This window comes from Pseudomonas sp. ICMP 561 (genome assembly GCF_002699985.1).
GTDB classification, from domain to species: domain Bacteria; phylum Pseudomonadota; class Gammaproteobacteria; order Pseudomonadales; family Pseudomonadaceae; genus Aquipseudomonas; species Aquipseudomonas quasicaspiana.
The window spans coordinates 148,016-162,595 of sequence record NZ_LKBT01000002.1 but is presented as its reverse complement, the minus strand read 5'-3'; the positions used below and the strand labels follow the sequence as shown (position 1 = coordinate 162,595).

Here is a 14,580-nt window from a genome sequence, read left to right as displayed (position 1 = left end):
CGCGTCACGCTCATATCAAACAAACCTATCCATTAAAAAGCACTGCATTATCTGTAGGAGCGCGCTTGCCCGCGATAGCGTTAGAGCAGCCGACATATTTATCGACTGACACACTGAATCGCGGGCAAGCGCGCTCCTACAGATAAGAAGCACTTCAATCAGAGAGTTACTATTGTTTAGTGAGCGCGCGACTCTATTTTTCAGCCAACGTATCAACCAGACTGTCCGCCCCTCTTTCAATACCCGATTTCGCGGCAGATAAGCGGCCATACGTCGAACTGATGTCATACACCTTCGGATATTGCCGGGAGACATAGGACTCAAGGAGACGCATTGTTGATGCGTTGTAGATCTCGACCACGTAACTGACTGAGCCGGTAAACGTCCCCTTGCGATCACGTGCAGCCTGAACGAGATTATAAGAACCCATGCCGATGTCGAACCTCGAGAACGTTGCCAGCACCGGCGTCGTTGTCTCCACCCCGGTCAAGGTCAGCCGAATCCTCAGCGTATCGGGTCCAGGCGTGGACACGAATCGAAAGCGCTTGCCCAAGGCCTCGGAGAACTCGACGGTCATGTAGTTGGCCAGATCACGCTTATCCTCCGACGTAATCCCGGAAAACTGCTCATCTGCGCCGGAATAGAGTGTCACTGGCTCCAGCATGACATTCTTGTACCGACTCCAGTCCACGCGAGTTTTATACGCATACGGAACGCGATCAGACTCATCCGCCTTATTGGGTCGCATCTCTCGAGCAGACTCTATGCCTGCGTACGGAAAAGGCTCTTGAGACGCGCACCCGGCCAATGCCAGTGCCAACAGTAAAAACACACCCGCTTTGGGTTCTTTATCTGCGCACATATCTGTTTCTCCGAAGGTTAAACACGGTAAAGCGTTCAGGGGCCAGTGCTCGATTTACATATCGCAGGCGCAAAGTGTCAGCAGATATATGCTTCTGCAAATAACCAATAAGGCCTGTGCCGTTCAATACTTCTTTTGAAAGTAGTTGTGATCAGGCTGCGCTAATAACACCAGGAGGCCGCGCCAAACTTCGGCCTGATCAAAAGCAACCTTGATCAAGTCAGTTTGTATTGACCCGCTCACTCCGCCTATAAAGACCTACGCCAATACCCCGCTTGGTACTGAAATCAACACCCTATCCGTCACGTCGCCCAAAACCGTACTAGCCTGTATACTTTTAGCCGCTTACCCGGTCACCGTCAACACTAAAATGTACACCAGTGTACTCTTATGGAGAAATAATGAAGGTTCGTACCGAGAGTCGACGTACCGCCATCGTAGAAACGGCTGCCAGCGTATTCCTTGAACTCGGGTACGAAGGCGCCTCCATGAAGGAGGTTTCGACGCGACTCGGAGGTTCCAAGGCCACTCTTTATGGCTACTTCGCATCCAAGGATGCACTCTTCGTCGCCGTCGTCCAGATGTACGCCACCTCGCACTTGTACAATGCCGTGGCGGACCTGACGGCAAAATCGGATACAGGCATTACGCTCGAACAGAAACTCCTGGAATTCGGGCGTCAGATGCTGATGATCGTCACGAACGACTCGACCGCCATCAAGGTGTACCGGATGGTGCTCGCAGAATCGGGTCGCTCGGACATCGGCAAGCTGTTTTACGAATCAGGTCCCAGCCAGGGCATCGACGCGCTCGCTTCGCTCATGTCTGCTGCTATCGAAAGCGGTGAAATAAGACCGGGCAATCCAAGGGTCAGGGCAAAACAGTTTCTTTCGCTGATTACATCCGAGCCCGAAGAGCGGCTTTTCCAACAGAACCCGGCCCCCATGACCCACGCTGAAATAGAAGAAATGGTGACAACAGCCGTAGACATGTTTCTCAAAGGTGCCGCACCTCGCTAATGCACCGCGAGCTTGAAGAGCCCGCATCGAACGCGTTACTCGAACGGCTCTTCACCCTCCAGTTTTGTGCGATGCATCATGCGTGAGCAGCCCGGATCGTAAGCTTCCGCGCGATGCATGGTGCCGGTGTTGTCCCAGATCACCAGATCCCCCACCTGCCATTCATGGCTATAACTGAAAGGCTCCGCAGTCGCCCACTCCCGAAGGCAAACCAGAATTTGCGCGCTTTGCGCAACACTCAAGCCGGTGACCTGCAGCGCCGTGCAGCCGAGAATCAACGACTTGCGCCCAGAGCGATGCTTCCATACCAGCGGTAGTTCTTTCTCACCAATGGCCTGCATCGCCTGCAGCTTCTTCAGACTGGGTTCCGGCTCGTAATACAGCAACGACGCCCAGGGCGCGTGAATGACCCGCATCTCCTCGTAGCGTTGCTTGTCAGATTCGGACAGCGCTTCGTAAGCAGCGTAGGTATTACAGAAACCCGTATTGCCACCCCACGTCGCCGTCACCTTACAAGACAGCAACGAAGCCAGAATCGGCGACTCGTTGCGCGTGCCGTCGATGTGCCAATACAGTGACCCTTTGAGAAACTCGGCACCGGCCGGGTTTTCCTTCGCATCCAGAGTGATCTTGGTGACGCCTTGACCATCGCTGATCTCAGGCGAGAAAACCCCAAGCGTTTGTGTGAACGCTATCTGCTCGGCATCAGTGAAGCTGACCTGCGGAAAAACCAGCACGCCACGCTCGGCCAATAGATCGCGTATTTCACTGGCCAGTCCGCCAGACAGCAAATCATCCTTGCCATTGAGAACACGACTGCCGATTAACGGTTTGATCGGCGCGTGAGCCAGAGAAGCGCTTCTATTGGGTGTCATGACGGCTTCCTCTCTATAAGTGAACACGACTGTACGCTTATAGAAATGGGAACTCAATAGGCTTGTCGGGGGAGACTGCGCAGCTCGTCGGTATCGGATGAAATTTCGCGGTCTCAAAAAATGCAGAAAGCCCCAATGGACCGGGCCAAGTCCGCACTCACACCCACGGCAAGGGCAAGGGCAAGGGCAAGGGCAAGGGCACCGCGATTGACTACCAGTACGACAACGCCAACCGCCCACCGTCAGCACCTCAACCCGTTGTATTACGGCAGCGGCCACCAGCTGCAACTGAACACAGCTCCATGCATAGTTACAACGACGTCGGGGCTATACTAGATCGCCACTAGACGCAAAAATCATCCGAAAGAAAGACTTATCTTGGGAGGATGCAGTTAATGACAAACGAACACGTAAAATATATAACTCTTAATGATTGTAGAGTGATAGCGAGTGGCGAGCTCGATTTTGGAGGGAAGCTCATAAGACTCTGTGAGTTTGATTTCTCAGAATTCTCAACAGTGCAACGCAAAGTGATTTTTGGCTGGGCTCGAGGCCGAGAAAATGTCAAGTACAGTGAAACATTTAAGTCAACACTCGTTTCAAAGAAAAAAGTCACGTTCACTTTGGACGCTGACTCTCAAGGCGCTTCTATTAACTTGGAAGGTAGGCGCATAAACCTCGACCTGGAAGCCATGCCTGCTGGAAACTACACCCTAGAGTTGAAGGTTTTTCTGGATAGACCTCTAGAAACACTGGGTGAAGTCCCCGACCATATAAAGCCGCTACTGCACTACAGTGAAATATTAAATGTAACGGCGATCGTTGACAAACAGCTTGACTCCACACCCTCACCCATACTTCATGCGGGACCGGTATATGATGGAGCTAGTCGCTTGGGCTTTTTCCTGGCCGATCTAGATAAAATGGATGCGATCATCACGGAGGCGTCCAGCACTGCAATTATCGATTTACAAAAAGAATTTTGCGAGACTGAAATCGCGAACGATTTATTCGAAGCGGGGGTTCTTATCCTGGTTTGGGGCATGACACCTTGGCAATATTATATATATGGCCTTTCATCTGGGTCAGATGTCAACCTGATCCCTTGTGCTAAAAAACCTCAGCTTCGCGGACTATATAAAATTCGAAATGACATCAGAAAGCTAAGCGTTGTACCCGGAGAGCAGTTACTTAATTGGCCTTTATGCCGAGAAAATAACTGGCCAAAAATAGATCTTTTGGGTGAAGGCGAATCTGTTGAATTAAATGTGCATCTCCGAGCATTTGATCCGATAGATGGTGAGTTTGGCCCCATGCTTGCAGTAGTTACAGTCCACAGAGTCAATGAGGCACCGTTGATTGATCCTCTGCTCGTGGTAGATATTGAAAGTGTAGATATTGATCCCGGATATTGAAACCAGTTCTTTAAAAACAAAACTGACGGTAAAGATCTACCCATCTGACATGCAACCGCACTACAATACGCTTCGGTATTATGATCCGGTGCGCTTCCCAATGACCCAGAAAAAAATCGCCTAGCAAAAAAATATAATGATGCGGCCGTCATTCAGACACAGAGAAACGCCAACAGACTTGCCAATAACCTAGACAAGAAGTTTAAAGCCTCTAAAGGGCGAGGAAAAATATAAAATGAAAAAATTCTTCTATAACGAAAATATTGATGCATTTGAAATATCGGAACGTTTCTTTTTAGAGGGTTTAAAGCAGGCACAAAAAAAAGACCATAGAAATATCAGAATCATGAGAGATAACTCTGTCGCCAGTTCAACCGCACTGGACTTGAGTCCACTCGCGTCTAGTGAATCAGTAGAAACCCTCAATATCTCGCAAGACATCAACCTTAAAAAGGTTGATTTCTCACCACTTTATACATGCTCCTCTTTAAAAGCGTTAACAGTTTCTTATCTAAAAGATGCGTTAGACTTTTCAAAGCTTACTTCGCTGAAAACGCTATACATTATGAAAGTCCACGATAAAATAGAAAGCTTACATATTAGCAATGTCAGTGACTTATTACTCGCGGGTATAAAAAATCAAGACCTGACCTTTCTTTTCGCGCCCGAACTCGAAACGTTAAGGGTCAGTGGAGGCAATCTAGAGTCATTCGAAGGTTTACAAGCAAGTAAAACTCTTGGCAATGTTGAGATAAGTCACTGTGCCAAACTTGCTGACATCAGCCAATTAAACGACCTGATACAACTGAAAAAACTCTCCGTAGAAAAATGCAAGAACATAAGGGATTATTCGTTTCTCTCAGGCAATAATTCGCTAGAAACATTTTTTGCGTCAGAACTAGACTCACTCAATTTCATCCCAAACCTTAAGAAAATTCAGTCCGTAAAATTCTGGGCAGTCAAAGATGGTGACTTACAGCCGTTGCTAGATTCGAAGACGCTAAAACGTTTCGATTTCTTCCCACAAAAGAAAAATTATACGCATACCAAAGAAGAAATTAACAATTTACTTCAACGCTAGACCCAAACGTGCGTACTACTATTTCGTTAGGGATGCGGGCTTGCCGATGCGGCGTTGAACAGCTCAGCCGTGAATTCGTCATGTGTTCGACTTTTAATCTGATGCCAGCCTGTTGGCTTGGCGGTGCCAGGTGCGTCGTAACGTCCTGGGAGCGCCTGGAACTCGAACGTTACGAAACGTCGAAATCTAAAAGCTTAAGATCAAAAGCTTTATTTTTGATAATTTTCTTGTTGGATTTCAGTTTTTCCTTCATGCCAGATTTTAATATCGACGGATCACAGGCAACCGCGCAATGAATAAATGCCGCAGGATAGGAATAGTCTCTCGGCGAATATAAGACATCGTCAATAGTACGTTCTTTCGGAAATACACAGCCGACAACCAAAGGGATATAGTACTCCTCCAGCCTGTTACGGATGTACTTACACACGTCACTCGCCTGCTCAGGGCGAGGAACAGCTATATCGCCGTCAATGTTGGGACTAAATTTTTTATCTTGTTTTGCTGAGGAAATAAACGAGAAACACGCCTCACTGCCCAGGTTACTTTTGTAAGGCACCTCTATTTTGGACATACCATCAAAAATGGGCCCTCCAAAGACACGCCCAAGCAGAATAAATGAGTGTGAGCTCATCAGATACTGAAAATAAAACTCCGCAACAAGCTTCTTTTCAAAGCGAAATTTCAAACCTCTTTTAACTGCCTTAACTACCAAGTCCTTGCACTCGATAAGTTTGAGCTCCTTTTGCAATTCGGCTTCAAAAAAAATACGATTTTCCTTACCCATGAATCACTCCTGCATCAAGCACATGTTTTAAACATCTTTACCAACGAACGTCTTGAGCTAAACCTCCACGACAGATCGTTCCATTTCCGGATCATAATACGAAATCCTGGCTTGGTGCAGCATCAATGCTTCTGCGATTTCAGACCTCGCTTAACGGATTCAACATGGGCGTCTACGTGGGGGCCAAGACCCGCGCTTAGCTTCACTTAAGATAATTTCTCAAACCCCTTCGAATAAATCGTATGCTTTTTCCTGAAGAGTTATTCCGATAGCTTCATATCGCTTGATCTCATCCTCGCTATAGAACCCTTCGGCAACGCTGAATCCAGCATATATATCTACAAAAGCAAGCGCCAGGTTCTTGGGAACCGCGTCCTGCTCTCTGTAATGCCTGATTAGAAAATCGATCGCCAAGAACAGCTCATTAACCTCTTCTTCAGTTACACGATCTCTTGTACGAATCTTCACCGGAATTGAGTGTTCTCCAAGCAGGCTTGCGCAAACCAATTCAACGGCGATCTTCGCGTCCATCTATCACACCTCCTCTAAAAATTCTGGTGACGCCCCTACGCACTGCAGAATCAACCTGTAAAATTCACTAAAACCAGAAGCAATGAAAAACAGGTTTCCGCAGGCCGCTACCTCAGGGATATCAAAATGGTTGTTCGTGTTGGAATCATGCAGATGACTGCGATCCCAGTAGTAAATACCGGCACGAGCGCCCTCGCCCTCATCGACCATCACGTAAGGATTCCCTCCGCCGTCCTCACCAATAACCACTGCGTTTTTTAGAAAATCAACCTCGCCGACGAATTCGTTATTGAACTGTATTAGATCATTACATTCATCGAGCGGCAGCAAGCCGAAAAACCTGTCAAAACTTACTGCACCTTCATCAACAGCGGTCAAAGGTATCTGCGCGTAGTCAGGCGCTGACAGATAACAGCCGTTCATTCTGGTCAAAAAAACCTTATAATCGGCCGACAAGGATCTGTTAAGTTCTGACTCTATAAAATCCAGGTCAATTTTTTGCAAGCCTTTTTTATAAACTATAGGCATATCTATATTAACCCTTTGTCGATTTTAGGCTTCTCACTTAGGCTTATCAAAAAACTGCTCTAGATAACTGTTAACCAGTTCATACCCAGCCACCCCCAAGACATTGAAGTCTTTGTATCTGGGAAACTCTAACATCTCCAGAAATTCGTCGTCGAAATATAATGCGCCCGCATCTCTAAAATATTTCAGCTTCGTTTTCTCGGTGCTAAGCGGGATATTCCCCACGATTCTCCACTTTCCTTTTTTAAGATATTCAACAGAAGTAAATATAAGGTTTTCGGCGCCCCTGGAACTCTTGAAGTAGAGAAACTCGTTGTCCAGTAGATCAACCTTGCTGTCATCATCAGTCACGCTCAAAACCCCAAAAGAGAACACTCTTTTGAAGCGGTCCCGGAACGCGCATATTATTTGACAAACAGCGAACCCTCCAGAGGTGACTGGAATCAGAAAGACATCCCCTGAGTTATATTTCACCACTACCGCTCTCCATTTTTAGTCACCAAATCAGTAAAATCCAGAACCTAAGGTAACTTCGGTCTTTTCTTTATCTTCTCTGGCATCCAGGCCAGTAAAGCCCCTGACGCCCCACAAGACTTATTCACCTCCAGCAGAGCGCTCTCCGGCACTGTCCAGCGTATTTTTTTGGAGATACTCATCAACGTACCCCGCTCCGGATTCATAGCGATCCATTCAGGTAGAGGAGTATTATCGACCCATATCGACATATGGTTTTTATTTAAATAATTTACCGGATAAACCATTCTAAGCTTTGTTTTTTCATAAGTGCGTTCACCTTCATACAACCCAGGCGTATCGTGAGAAAAAGCGACTGGACTCTCAAAAGGAAATAACGTCTTCATGTTGTCGCCGCGAGCGTACCACACGGCGTCCGAGACTTTCTCTACGTTATAAATAATCGCGTACGTGAAATTCACCTGCTGTGCTATCTCATCTACAAAGCAGGTGAATTTATCTTGAGCAGCTTCAAAGCACTCTTCCGACTGCGCGTCTATGCAGAAAAAATTACCGAAGCTTTCGGTTGTATAACCGAAGGAGCTGAACCAAGGGTCACTATCCCCTGCTTCACTGTATATTCTGAAATCGTTTGCTTCCCCGACAGTCAGCGCTGTTCTGAGCTCATCAGGTTCCACCTCTACGAAGTCTAGAATCTCTCCATCTGCTGTTGGGGCGATTCTTTTATGAAATGCCGCTGCCGTGACAGGATAGTTCAGCTTCTCAAAAAACCGCTGGGCCACTTCAAACACTGCAACCGGGCTGACATCATCCACCCCGTAAATAGCCAATCCTATACTCATATATTTGCCTACAGCGTTGATGTGGGCGTCCAGAATATGTTCTTCAGCACACTCATAGTTTTAGAAATCATCCCATGGCGCGTACTGATAGTGCTCGTCTATCATTTTAAAGCTCAAGCCTGAAATGCTTTTTCTGATGCATTCATCACGAAACTCAGTCGAGCATGCTACCTCGGCTATTTCATTAAAGTAGAAAAGGTGTGATTCCACATCATCTGACACTTCCAATTTGTCTATACGCTCGTAGACAGGGCTGATTGATTTGCTACCATCGATCTTGGGGTTTTCATCAAGGGTGAACACCGATTTTTCCGGGTTCATTGCATTTATTCTTTCAGAAGGAACAAAGAAAAAGTACGCTTCACCACAAGCCGCTCCTTGAAGATCAATATCAACAGCGCGACTTATATACGAACAGACAAACTGTTCGCAAATTCCCAAAAAGCGTTTAGATGCCAAAAAATGATCCGGCAACCAATCGGCAGTTATTCTTGGAGTATCAGCCGTTACGTGATAGCGCGTACTGAGGGTGCTTTCTACGGGACTCTCACTTGGGAAGTGAAATGCTGGAAGGTCAGGAGCCCATTTACTATCAAAAAAATAGGGTGCACCCTCACCGTCAGGTTTATAGCTGACTATGTATAAATCTTTCATGCCAACATCCTCATAGCAAAGGGCCCATCACGCCAGCTCAAAATAGAATTCCAGGAAATCGTTAAAATTTTTCCATTGAGGCTTGAGCCGCCCTTCTCTAAAATCCAAAAGCTCATTTCCCAAAGAAATACGAAGCACCTCTCCAGTGCTTCTATTATAAAAATAGCCGCTTTCACCTTCGAAGCTATCCAGTGGTACATACACCTGTGGAAGCCCTAAGGTTTCATGCGCGCTCTTCAACGCAAGATCAAAATCGGTATTTTTGGAAAACCAACATACCTGATATATTTCCTTTCCATGCTGCATGAACGTCGGACCGTACTCAACATGCAGATAGAACCGAGCGAAGTCTGATGACGGATCAACACCCAGCTTTTCCAGCTCTACCTTATAATCTGCGCTGGCATCGTCATACCACCAACCTTGACTCTTGAAAAAGCTTATCAACTTGTCAGATATCATTGTCTTTACCTACCGCTGCCCGAAAGCTTGAGACTCCCAAATCCTTTATTAGTTTCTATTGGAACGCGCTTTTCAGGCCGGACTCGTCACCATCATCGAATACACACCCAACAACAGGGTGGATCGGATGTTTATAGAATACATGAGCACCTTGGGCGTCAGGCTCTGGAGAACCGATCTATAAACTGTAAACCACGAACCTTGTTAAGCTCGCACACTTTTCGTACTCGATCAGACACCAACACCGTCGTAAAGCTTTCCTCGGATCTGAAAACATCCACGACCAAGTCAACATCATCTCTCAGCACAATCTCAGTGTACGTTTGAGGCCCCTCTGGCAGATAGCTTAAAAGTGGCCTGCTTTTAGATTTTTCCTTATCGAATACGCTATGCATTGAAGTAACATTGAAAACTTTATAACCTTCATATTTCTTGCCCGCTATAAACACGTTTGCGTCAAGAAACTGAACGCCCGAGACATTTTCCTTCAATAGTAGCTGATGAAATCTGGGGCTAATGAAATCAGGTCCATCGCTAAAGAAAAAATCATATTTAAGAATTCTATCAATGCTGACCTTTGAGGTTAACGCAAACTCAATCACCAACTTCTCTGTTATCTCATTCCCGGTTTTCAAAGAGATCGGATCCTGACCTGTCAAAATCTTGCTTTTAAACCAATAACTTTCAGGGTATGAGTCAGATATTTTCAGAATGGAAATCTTAGCCATACACGCCACCCTCCAAATAGAATAATACCTAATATAAACTAAATACAAAACTTGACCAAGCTAGAAAACAGCATCAAAAATCTCAGCCATGCCTTAAGTGAATCTTTCAACTAAAGCGCTTAAGATAATCACCAAACCAAAACTCTACCGCCTCCTCATTAACCCCATATATGCCTTTCCAAAAATCCACAGGATAACTCCAATCTGTTGAATGAGACTTCCTCGGTGCAAGCCCCAGATATGTCCATTTGTGAATCAAACCTTTATGATCTGGGCTTTCCAAAACTCCAATATGACCTAACAAATCCAGCAACCCTCTGCAGAGTTCCTTATTCAACATGGACCCAGGTATATTTCTGATTTTTTTCTCCAGTGTCACTGGCTTTTCTTCAGGGTCCGACTGCCTGATAACCGTTAACATTTTTTGTAAGAACTCAATGGATTCAACTTTTTCTGAAGGAGCTTTGTTATGCTCTCGTAACGAAAAATACAACTGCTCAGGGTTTCCGTTAATAGTCGCCCCTAAACTGTGTCGACCCAGATTCCAAAGAGTAAAGTTTCTTGTTTTTTTCTTGATTAAACCGCAGATTTTACACTGAAAATGTTCAGTCGACTGGAAGGTATGCATTGGAAAGTTAAACGCAACAGCGTAGGCCGAAATCGCAGCTCTTTTTTCTGGCTGGCCTTTCCCAAGCCCCACGAGAAAAGACTCGACGACGCTTTCTTTCGTTGCTTTTTGCTTTTCCTGGAAAAGTCTTTCTATCAATTCGTCATGTTCGATTTCTTCTGCTGGAAAAATCATATTATTTTCAAGCAGGACATCCATTGAATCAGGATACCTAAAGGCTCCTGAAGAAGAGCTGCGATAGTAGTCCTTTACAGCTTTTTCCAGCTTTTTATTCATAATATCCTCCGGCAGGTTGCAGAGCCGATAGTGGTGCGCCTTTAAATAGTTGGCAATGATCTTCACTCACCCCTTTTCTCCAATGCAGGCTTTGTCCGTAAAGTATTATTGCAAGCGCCGCGCAGCACAAGCCAATGAGCCCCTCGCCGTCAAACGTGTTGCGTGCTTGTCGCATTTGCCGATCCAAAAAGCCAGAAGCCCGCAACTACACGGGCTTCAGGGCTTTTTTTCCTAGACCTGGCGTCGAGGTCAGTCAGGCGGCAAGGTCAGGAATGATCACCTCTTCTCAAGGCCCCGTACGCACACCTTTCTCCTGTGCTTCCTTTACAAGCCGCTCACGGTCTTCAGGAAGCAGCATCCGCGCTTCAACCAGCGAGTCAGCTGCTTTACTCACCGCAGACACATAAGCCTCCTTGGTGGGGTAGCGCTCCTCCAGGGAAAGGCGAGGATCTCCGGCCGCGATTCGCTCTTCCTTCGTCGCGGCAAATGGGAGGAAGCTGCCTTGGAAGTTGCAAAAGCCACGATCAAAAAACTCGGGCCGGAAGGTGTTCCAGCCCGTGTAAGTCCCGATGGGGGCACCCAGATACACATCCCGAACGCCAGCCACATCAATTCCGTCTGAATCTACTTGCGGCACCAGGATGCCGTAACTGCCAACACCCGGTTGCGGCGGCTCGCTGGTGAGAATGCCAGAGCTATCTTCTGGACGATAATCCGGACCAAAATCAAGCACCTGCAGGCTGTTGACAGCACCGGTGTAGCGGAGCGCCGGACGCGGAACGCCACCATAATTGGTCGCGGGGATGAGCGGGAAACTGACTCTGTCCGCCGGCACGAGGGTGCCGCTTGCCACAGAAGGTTTTATCGAAGCGGGTGGCGTCGTCTCATCATGAACCCAACCAACGAGGTTGATGAACGCTGCGCGCATTGTCCAGATGTGTGGATTTGGATTTGATTGAAGCTGGCAAAGTCCAAAGGGTGGGTTAACCGGGAGTGGCAAGGACGGCGGTGCATGCTGCGTACTTGCCATGATAAAAGTGCGGACGTTTTCCGGCTCATGGGCATCGCGCAAGCCGAGTGGATCGGTAAGGCCAAGCGACTGGCGCCCCTCCCAGAGCTCAAGGGCCGTTGCCATGTGGAATATCCGAGGGCAAGTATTGTTATCGGTGCAGCGATCCAGCAAACCTTGCGAGCGCCCGGTAATTGGATCGGTTTCCCGCCCATAGGTAAACGGAAAGTCGTAAGCAGGATAGTCGTGATCCACCTGCTGGCCCCAAGCCCGACCTGGCTGAGCAAACCGGATGTTGAGCGGCATGAGCCCGCCGCCAATATGCGGCATCGCACCATCATAGACCTGATGACCTTCCTCGCTGCGGTTGAAACCCAGCGCGATCATGCTGCGGATGAATCGCCCAGCTTGTGATGAGCCAGTGATGATCGACTTGACCTTCTGCCCATGCACTACAGGGTTGGGCACACCTGCATCGTCATGCTCAGCCTGCTGGAAAAACGCCCCGACATCCCGCGCGATAGCAAAACCAATACCCATTACCGCAGGTTCCTTGGCCCGGTAAATCAACTCGTAAAGCTTGCCAGGCTGAAAACCAGCGGATAGGCATATCCGGGTTTCGTTCGGCGTTTTGCAATCGCCAAAACTCCAGTCACTCGCGGGAATCTCCTGCCTGGGCGCATTTGCCCGCGAACGCACCGTCAACGTCGGGCGAAAGCCATTCGCGAGCACTTTGGTGTTGTCGGCTTCAACAGTTTTGTAGCTTGTATGAGGAGGCGTGGAGGTAAACCAACCTGCGGACAGGTTAAGGCTGACGGTCGGTGAGAGCGTGGTCAATTCACTGCGCACCACACCTGTTACGGGCGACCCATCAGTATTTATGGCCGTCGGCAATTGCACCATCATACGGTTGTCACCTGGGGCAACGTCGCCCTGCCAGGCAAACGAGATCACCGTCGTACCCAGCCGTTGTAAAAAACCGTCCCCAGCGACTTCGATGTTGTTGACCGCTGCTGGGTTACCCCGCATATCAGCATTGAACAATAACATCGCCCGCTTGGAGCCTCGATTTGGCACATCAAACAGAAGAGTGTCATTCGATTTAGCCACGTCAGCGGGACGCAGAATTGCAACATCAGTCGTATATTCAACCATTCCACGGCTGTTGCGTGGTGCAAGTTCGATGTCCTGAATAATCTTGTTTCCCGAAGCTCCCGGGTCTAACTCACCATAAGCGCGCGCAAAGACGCGCTCGTAAGCCCCGGCTTTCCCAAAGCTTTCGCCTCCGAAAGCGGGTTCGGTCCGCAGGATCTCCAGTTTTGTAATACGGGCTTGGGCTGGTGCTGCAACGATCATCATGGCGGTTGCGAAGGCTGCTGCATGAGATAGGCGATTCATCTGTACCCCCAAATTTTTATTTTTTTATATCAACGTGGCAGTCATGGATCCATGCCCTTCCCTGCTAAGTCGACATGGTATCGACCGTCGAAAGTAGCGATTAGCACAGTCAATGTAGACACCATGAAATATAACACTCCAATCATGACTGATGCTTGCTCGCCTACCATCAGATACGCCTTTCAACTGGCAAGCCTCATGACTACCTCTCAACGTTCGACCAACCTAAACACAGGTCGGGTTGGTAATTCGTGCTGAAATTCAGCTAGTATTCTGACCTAAATTTTATGCAGTGATTAATTTTTTTGAGTGCAACATTATGTCATACTTCATAGTAACTGCTTTTTCCATAAACATGAGACTAGAGTTATGGCATACGGATTAATAACTGACTTCATTTATGATTTGGGAGAAGGTGTCGGAGAGTTCCTGACAGATGATGAGAAGGCGCAGTTTACGCCTTTGGGCCTAGACCAAATAGTTAAGAGCTACATCGATGAACGCAATCTGCTTAATGTATTTTTCCTAAAAGCACAAATAAAGAAATATATTAAAAATCACACAACCCCGGAAGGTCTGGAATATGTAGACCCTCCGTTCGGGCAAGAAACATCTTTCATTGAAGATTATTTCGAGGGGGATCTGTATGTGTTCCTAACGAATGTTTTAAACTTGCTTAATAAAGAATACAAAGTTCGCTCACAAAACTTTTTGTCAAAATTTACAAGGCAGGATTGAAAGAGTATTGCACAGTGGCATTCAGTTCTTAACCACATTTGCAGAATTAATACTCTCGACACCATGCTGGCATCACTAGTGCCAAACATGGTATCGGGGCACTTCACTGCTGATACCTACCATCCACACCATGAAAAACGCCATTGATGAAACAGTAAAATCGCTATCCAATCTTATTTTTCATAAAAAATCAGATAGTTACTAAAAAACTTACTCCCACTCTATTATCAATAGGCCCGCTCAGATCATTAATTTATTACTACCCGTGCGTAT

The 14,580-nt window shown here is 47.2% G+C and carries 16 protein-coding genes; 4 read left to right on the top strand and 12 right to left on the bottom strand.

Going from position 1 to position 14,580, the window contains the following annotated elements; genetic code table 11:
* Positions 1–193: 193 nt before the first annotated feature.
* On the bottom strand, positions 194–862 hold the full coding sequence (locus AO242_RS03180; RefSeq protein WP_099267637.1) for a DUF3313 domain-containing protein: 669 nt from the start codon (positions 860–862) through the stop codon (positions 194–196).
* A 401-nt stretch (positions 863–1,263) separates the two neighbouring features.
* Here AO242_RS03180 and AO242_RS03175 point away from each other — a divergent pair, with 401 nt between their 5' ends.
* Complete coding sequence (locus tag AO242_RS03175; protein ID WP_099267636.1) at positions 1,264–1,881, top strand: TetR/AcrR family transcriptional regulator; 618 nt, start codon at positions 1,264–1,266, stop codon at positions 1,879–1,881.
* 35 nt (positions 1,882–1,916) lie between these two features.
* Here AO242_RS03175 and AO242_RS03170 read toward each other — a convergent pair whose 3' ends face one another.
* Positions 1,917–2,756 carry a TauD/TfdA dioxygenase family protein gene (locus tag AO242_RS03170; protein ID WP_099267635.1) on the bottom strand — a complete coding sequence of 280 codons (840 nt, stop codon included), beginning with the start codon at positions 2,754–2,756 and terminating at the stop codon, positions 1,917–1,919.
* A gap of 395 nt (positions 2,757–3,151) precedes the next feature.
* Between AO242_RS03170 and AO242_RS03165 the strand changes: the two genes are divergently transcribed.
* Complete coding sequence (locus AO242_RS03165) at positions 3,152–4,171, top strand: hypothetical protein (RefSeq protein ID WP_257153364.1); 1,020 nt, start codon at positions 3,152–3,154, stop codon at positions 4,169–4,171.
* Positions 4,172–4,406: 235 nt separating this feature from the next.
* Positions 4,407–5,252, top strand: a complete 846-nt coding sequence (locus tag AO242_RS03160; protein WP_099267633.1) for a toxin — start codon at positions 4,407–4,409, stop codon at positions 5,250–5,252.
* Between the two features lie 169 nt (positions 5,253–5,421).
* Here the strand turns inward: AO242_RS03160 and AO242_RS03155 are convergent, their stop codons facing one another.
* The 10 genes from AO242_RS03155 to AO242_RS03110 all read right to left on the bottom strand — a co-directional run bounded on the left by AO242_RS03155 (position 5,422) and on the right by AO242_RS03110 (position 13,569).
* Positions 5,422–6,039: a hypothetical protein gene (locus AO242_RS03155; RefSeq protein WP_099267632.1), complete on the bottom strand. Its 618-nt coding sequence runs from the start codon at positions 6,037–6,039 to the stop codon at positions 5,422–5,424.
* 219 nt (positions 6,040–6,258) lie between these two features.
* Positions 6,259–6,570, bottom strand: a complete 312-nt coding sequence (locus AO242_RS03150) for a hypothetical protein (protein WP_099267631.1) — start codon at positions 6,568–6,570, stop codon at positions 6,259–6,261.
* A gap of 3 nt (positions 6,571–6,573) precedes the next feature.
* Positions 6,574–7,098, bottom strand: a complete 525-nt coding sequence (locus tag AO242_RS03145; protein ID WP_099267630.1) for an SMI1/KNR4 family protein — start codon at positions 7,096–7,098, stop codon at positions 6,574–6,576.
* A gap of 33 nt (positions 7,099–7,131) precedes the next feature.
* On the bottom strand, positions 7,132–7,575 hold the full coding sequence (locus AO242_RS03140; RefSeq protein ID WP_099267629.1) for an Imm26 family immunity protein: 444 nt from the start codon (positions 7,573–7,575) through the stop codon (positions 7,132–7,134).
* Positions 7,576–7,619: 44 nt separating this feature from the next.
* Positions 7,620–8,414 carry a hypothetical protein gene (locus AO242_RS03135; protein ID WP_099267628.1) on the bottom strand — a complete coding sequence of 265 codons (795 nt, stop codon included), beginning with the start codon at positions 8,412–8,414 and terminating at the stop codon, positions 7,620–7,622.
* Between the two features lie 60 nt (positions 8,415–8,474).
* On the bottom strand, positions 8,475–9,068 hold the full coding sequence (locus AO242_RS03130; RefSeq protein WP_099267627.1) for an imm11 family protein: 594 nt from the start codon (positions 9,066–9,068) through the stop codon (positions 8,475–8,477).
* A gap of 27 nt (positions 9,069–9,095) precedes the next feature.
* Positions 9,096–9,530 carry a hypothetical protein gene (locus tag AO242_RS03125; RefSeq protein WP_099267626.1) on the bottom strand — a complete coding sequence of 145 codons (435 nt, stop codon included), beginning with the start codon at positions 9,528–9,530 and terminating at the stop codon, positions 9,096–9,098.
* Between the two features lie 158 nt (positions 9,531–9,688).
* Positions 9,689–10,258, bottom strand: a complete 570-nt coding sequence (locus AO242_RS29360) for an imm11 family protein (RefSeq protein ID WP_176560562.1) — start codon at positions 10,256–10,258, stop codon at positions 9,689–9,691.
* Between the two features lie 106 nt (positions 10,259–10,364).
* Positions 10,365–11,228 carry a hypothetical protein gene (locus tag AO242_RS03115; RefSeq protein ID WP_176560561.1) on the bottom strand — a complete coding sequence of 288 codons (864 nt, stop codon included), beginning with the start codon at positions 11,226–11,228 and terminating at the stop codon, positions 10,365–10,367.
* A gap of 220 nt (positions 11,229–11,448) precedes the next feature.
* On the bottom strand, positions 11,449–13,569 hold the full coding sequence (locus AO242_RS03110; protein ID WP_099267625.1) for an alpha/beta hydrolase domain-containing protein: 2,121 nt from the start codon (positions 13,567–13,569) through the stop codon (positions 11,449–11,451).
* Between the two features lie 369 nt (positions 13,570–13,938).
* Between AO242_RS03110 and AO242_RS03105 the strand changes: the two genes are divergently transcribed.
* A complete protein-coding gene (locus AO242_RS03105; RefSeq protein ID WP_099267624.1) occupies positions 13,939–14,307 on the top strand; it encodes a hypothetical protein in 369 nt (122 codons plus the stop codon).
* Positions 14,308–14,580 lie beyond the last annotated feature (273 nt).

Bases quoted from the DNA above. Each gene is read 5' to 3' on its own strand.
- AO242_RS03180 (WP_099267637.1), bottom strand. From the start codon at position 862: ATGTGCGCAGATAAAGAACCCAAAGCGGGTGTGTTTTTACTGTTGGCA.
- AO242_RS03175 (WP_099267636.1), top strand. From the start codon at position 1,264: ATGAAGGTTCGTACCGAGAGTCGACGTACCGCCATCGTAGAAACGGCT.
- AO242_RS03170 (WP_099267635.1), bottom strand. From the start codon at position 2,756: ATGACACCCAATAGAAGCGCTTCTCTGGCTCACGCGCCGATCAAACCG.
- AO242_RS03165 (WP_257153364.1), top strand. From the start codon at position 3,152: ATGACAAACGAACACGTAAAATATATAACTCTTAATGATTGTAGAGTG.
- AO242_RS03160 (WP_099267633.1), top strand. From the start codon at position 4,407: ATGAAAAAATTCTTCTATAACGAAAATATTGATGCATTTGAAATATCG.
- AO242_RS03155 (WP_099267632.1), bottom strand. From the start codon at position 6,039: ATGGGTAAGGAAAATCGTATTTTTTTTGAAGCCGAATTGCAAAAGGAG.
- AO242_RS03150 (WP_099267631.1), bottom strand. From the start codon at position 6,570: ATGGACGCGAAGATCGCCGTTGAATTGGTTTGCGCAAGCCTGCTTGGA.
- AO242_RS03145 (WP_099267630.1), bottom strand. From the start codon at position 7,098: ATGCCTATAGTTTATAAAAAAGGCTTGCAAAAAATTGACCTGGATTTT.
- AO242_RS03135 (WP_099267628.1), bottom strand. From the start codon at position 8,414: ATGAGTATAGGATTGGCTATTTACGGGGTGGATGATGTCAGCCCGGTT.
- AO242_RS03130 (WP_099267627.1), bottom strand. From the start codon at position 9,068: ATGAAAGATTTATACATAGTCAGCTATAAACCTGACGGTGAGGGTGCA.
- AO242_RS03125 (WP_099267626.1), bottom strand. From the start codon at position 9,530: ATGATATCTGACAAGTTGATAAGCTTTTTCAAGAGTCAAGGTTGGTGG.
- AO242_RS29360 (WP_176560562.1), bottom strand. From the start codon at position 10,258: ATGGCTAAGATTTCCATTCTGAAAATATCTGACTCATACCCTGAAAGT.
- AO242_RS03110 (WP_099267625.1), bottom strand. From the start codon at position 13,569: ATGAATCGCCTATCTCATGCAGCAGCCTTCGCAACCGCCATGATGATC.
- AO242_RS03105 (WP_099267624.1), top strand. From the start codon at position 13,939: ATGGCATACGGATTAATAACTGACTTCATTTATGATTTGGGAGAAGGT.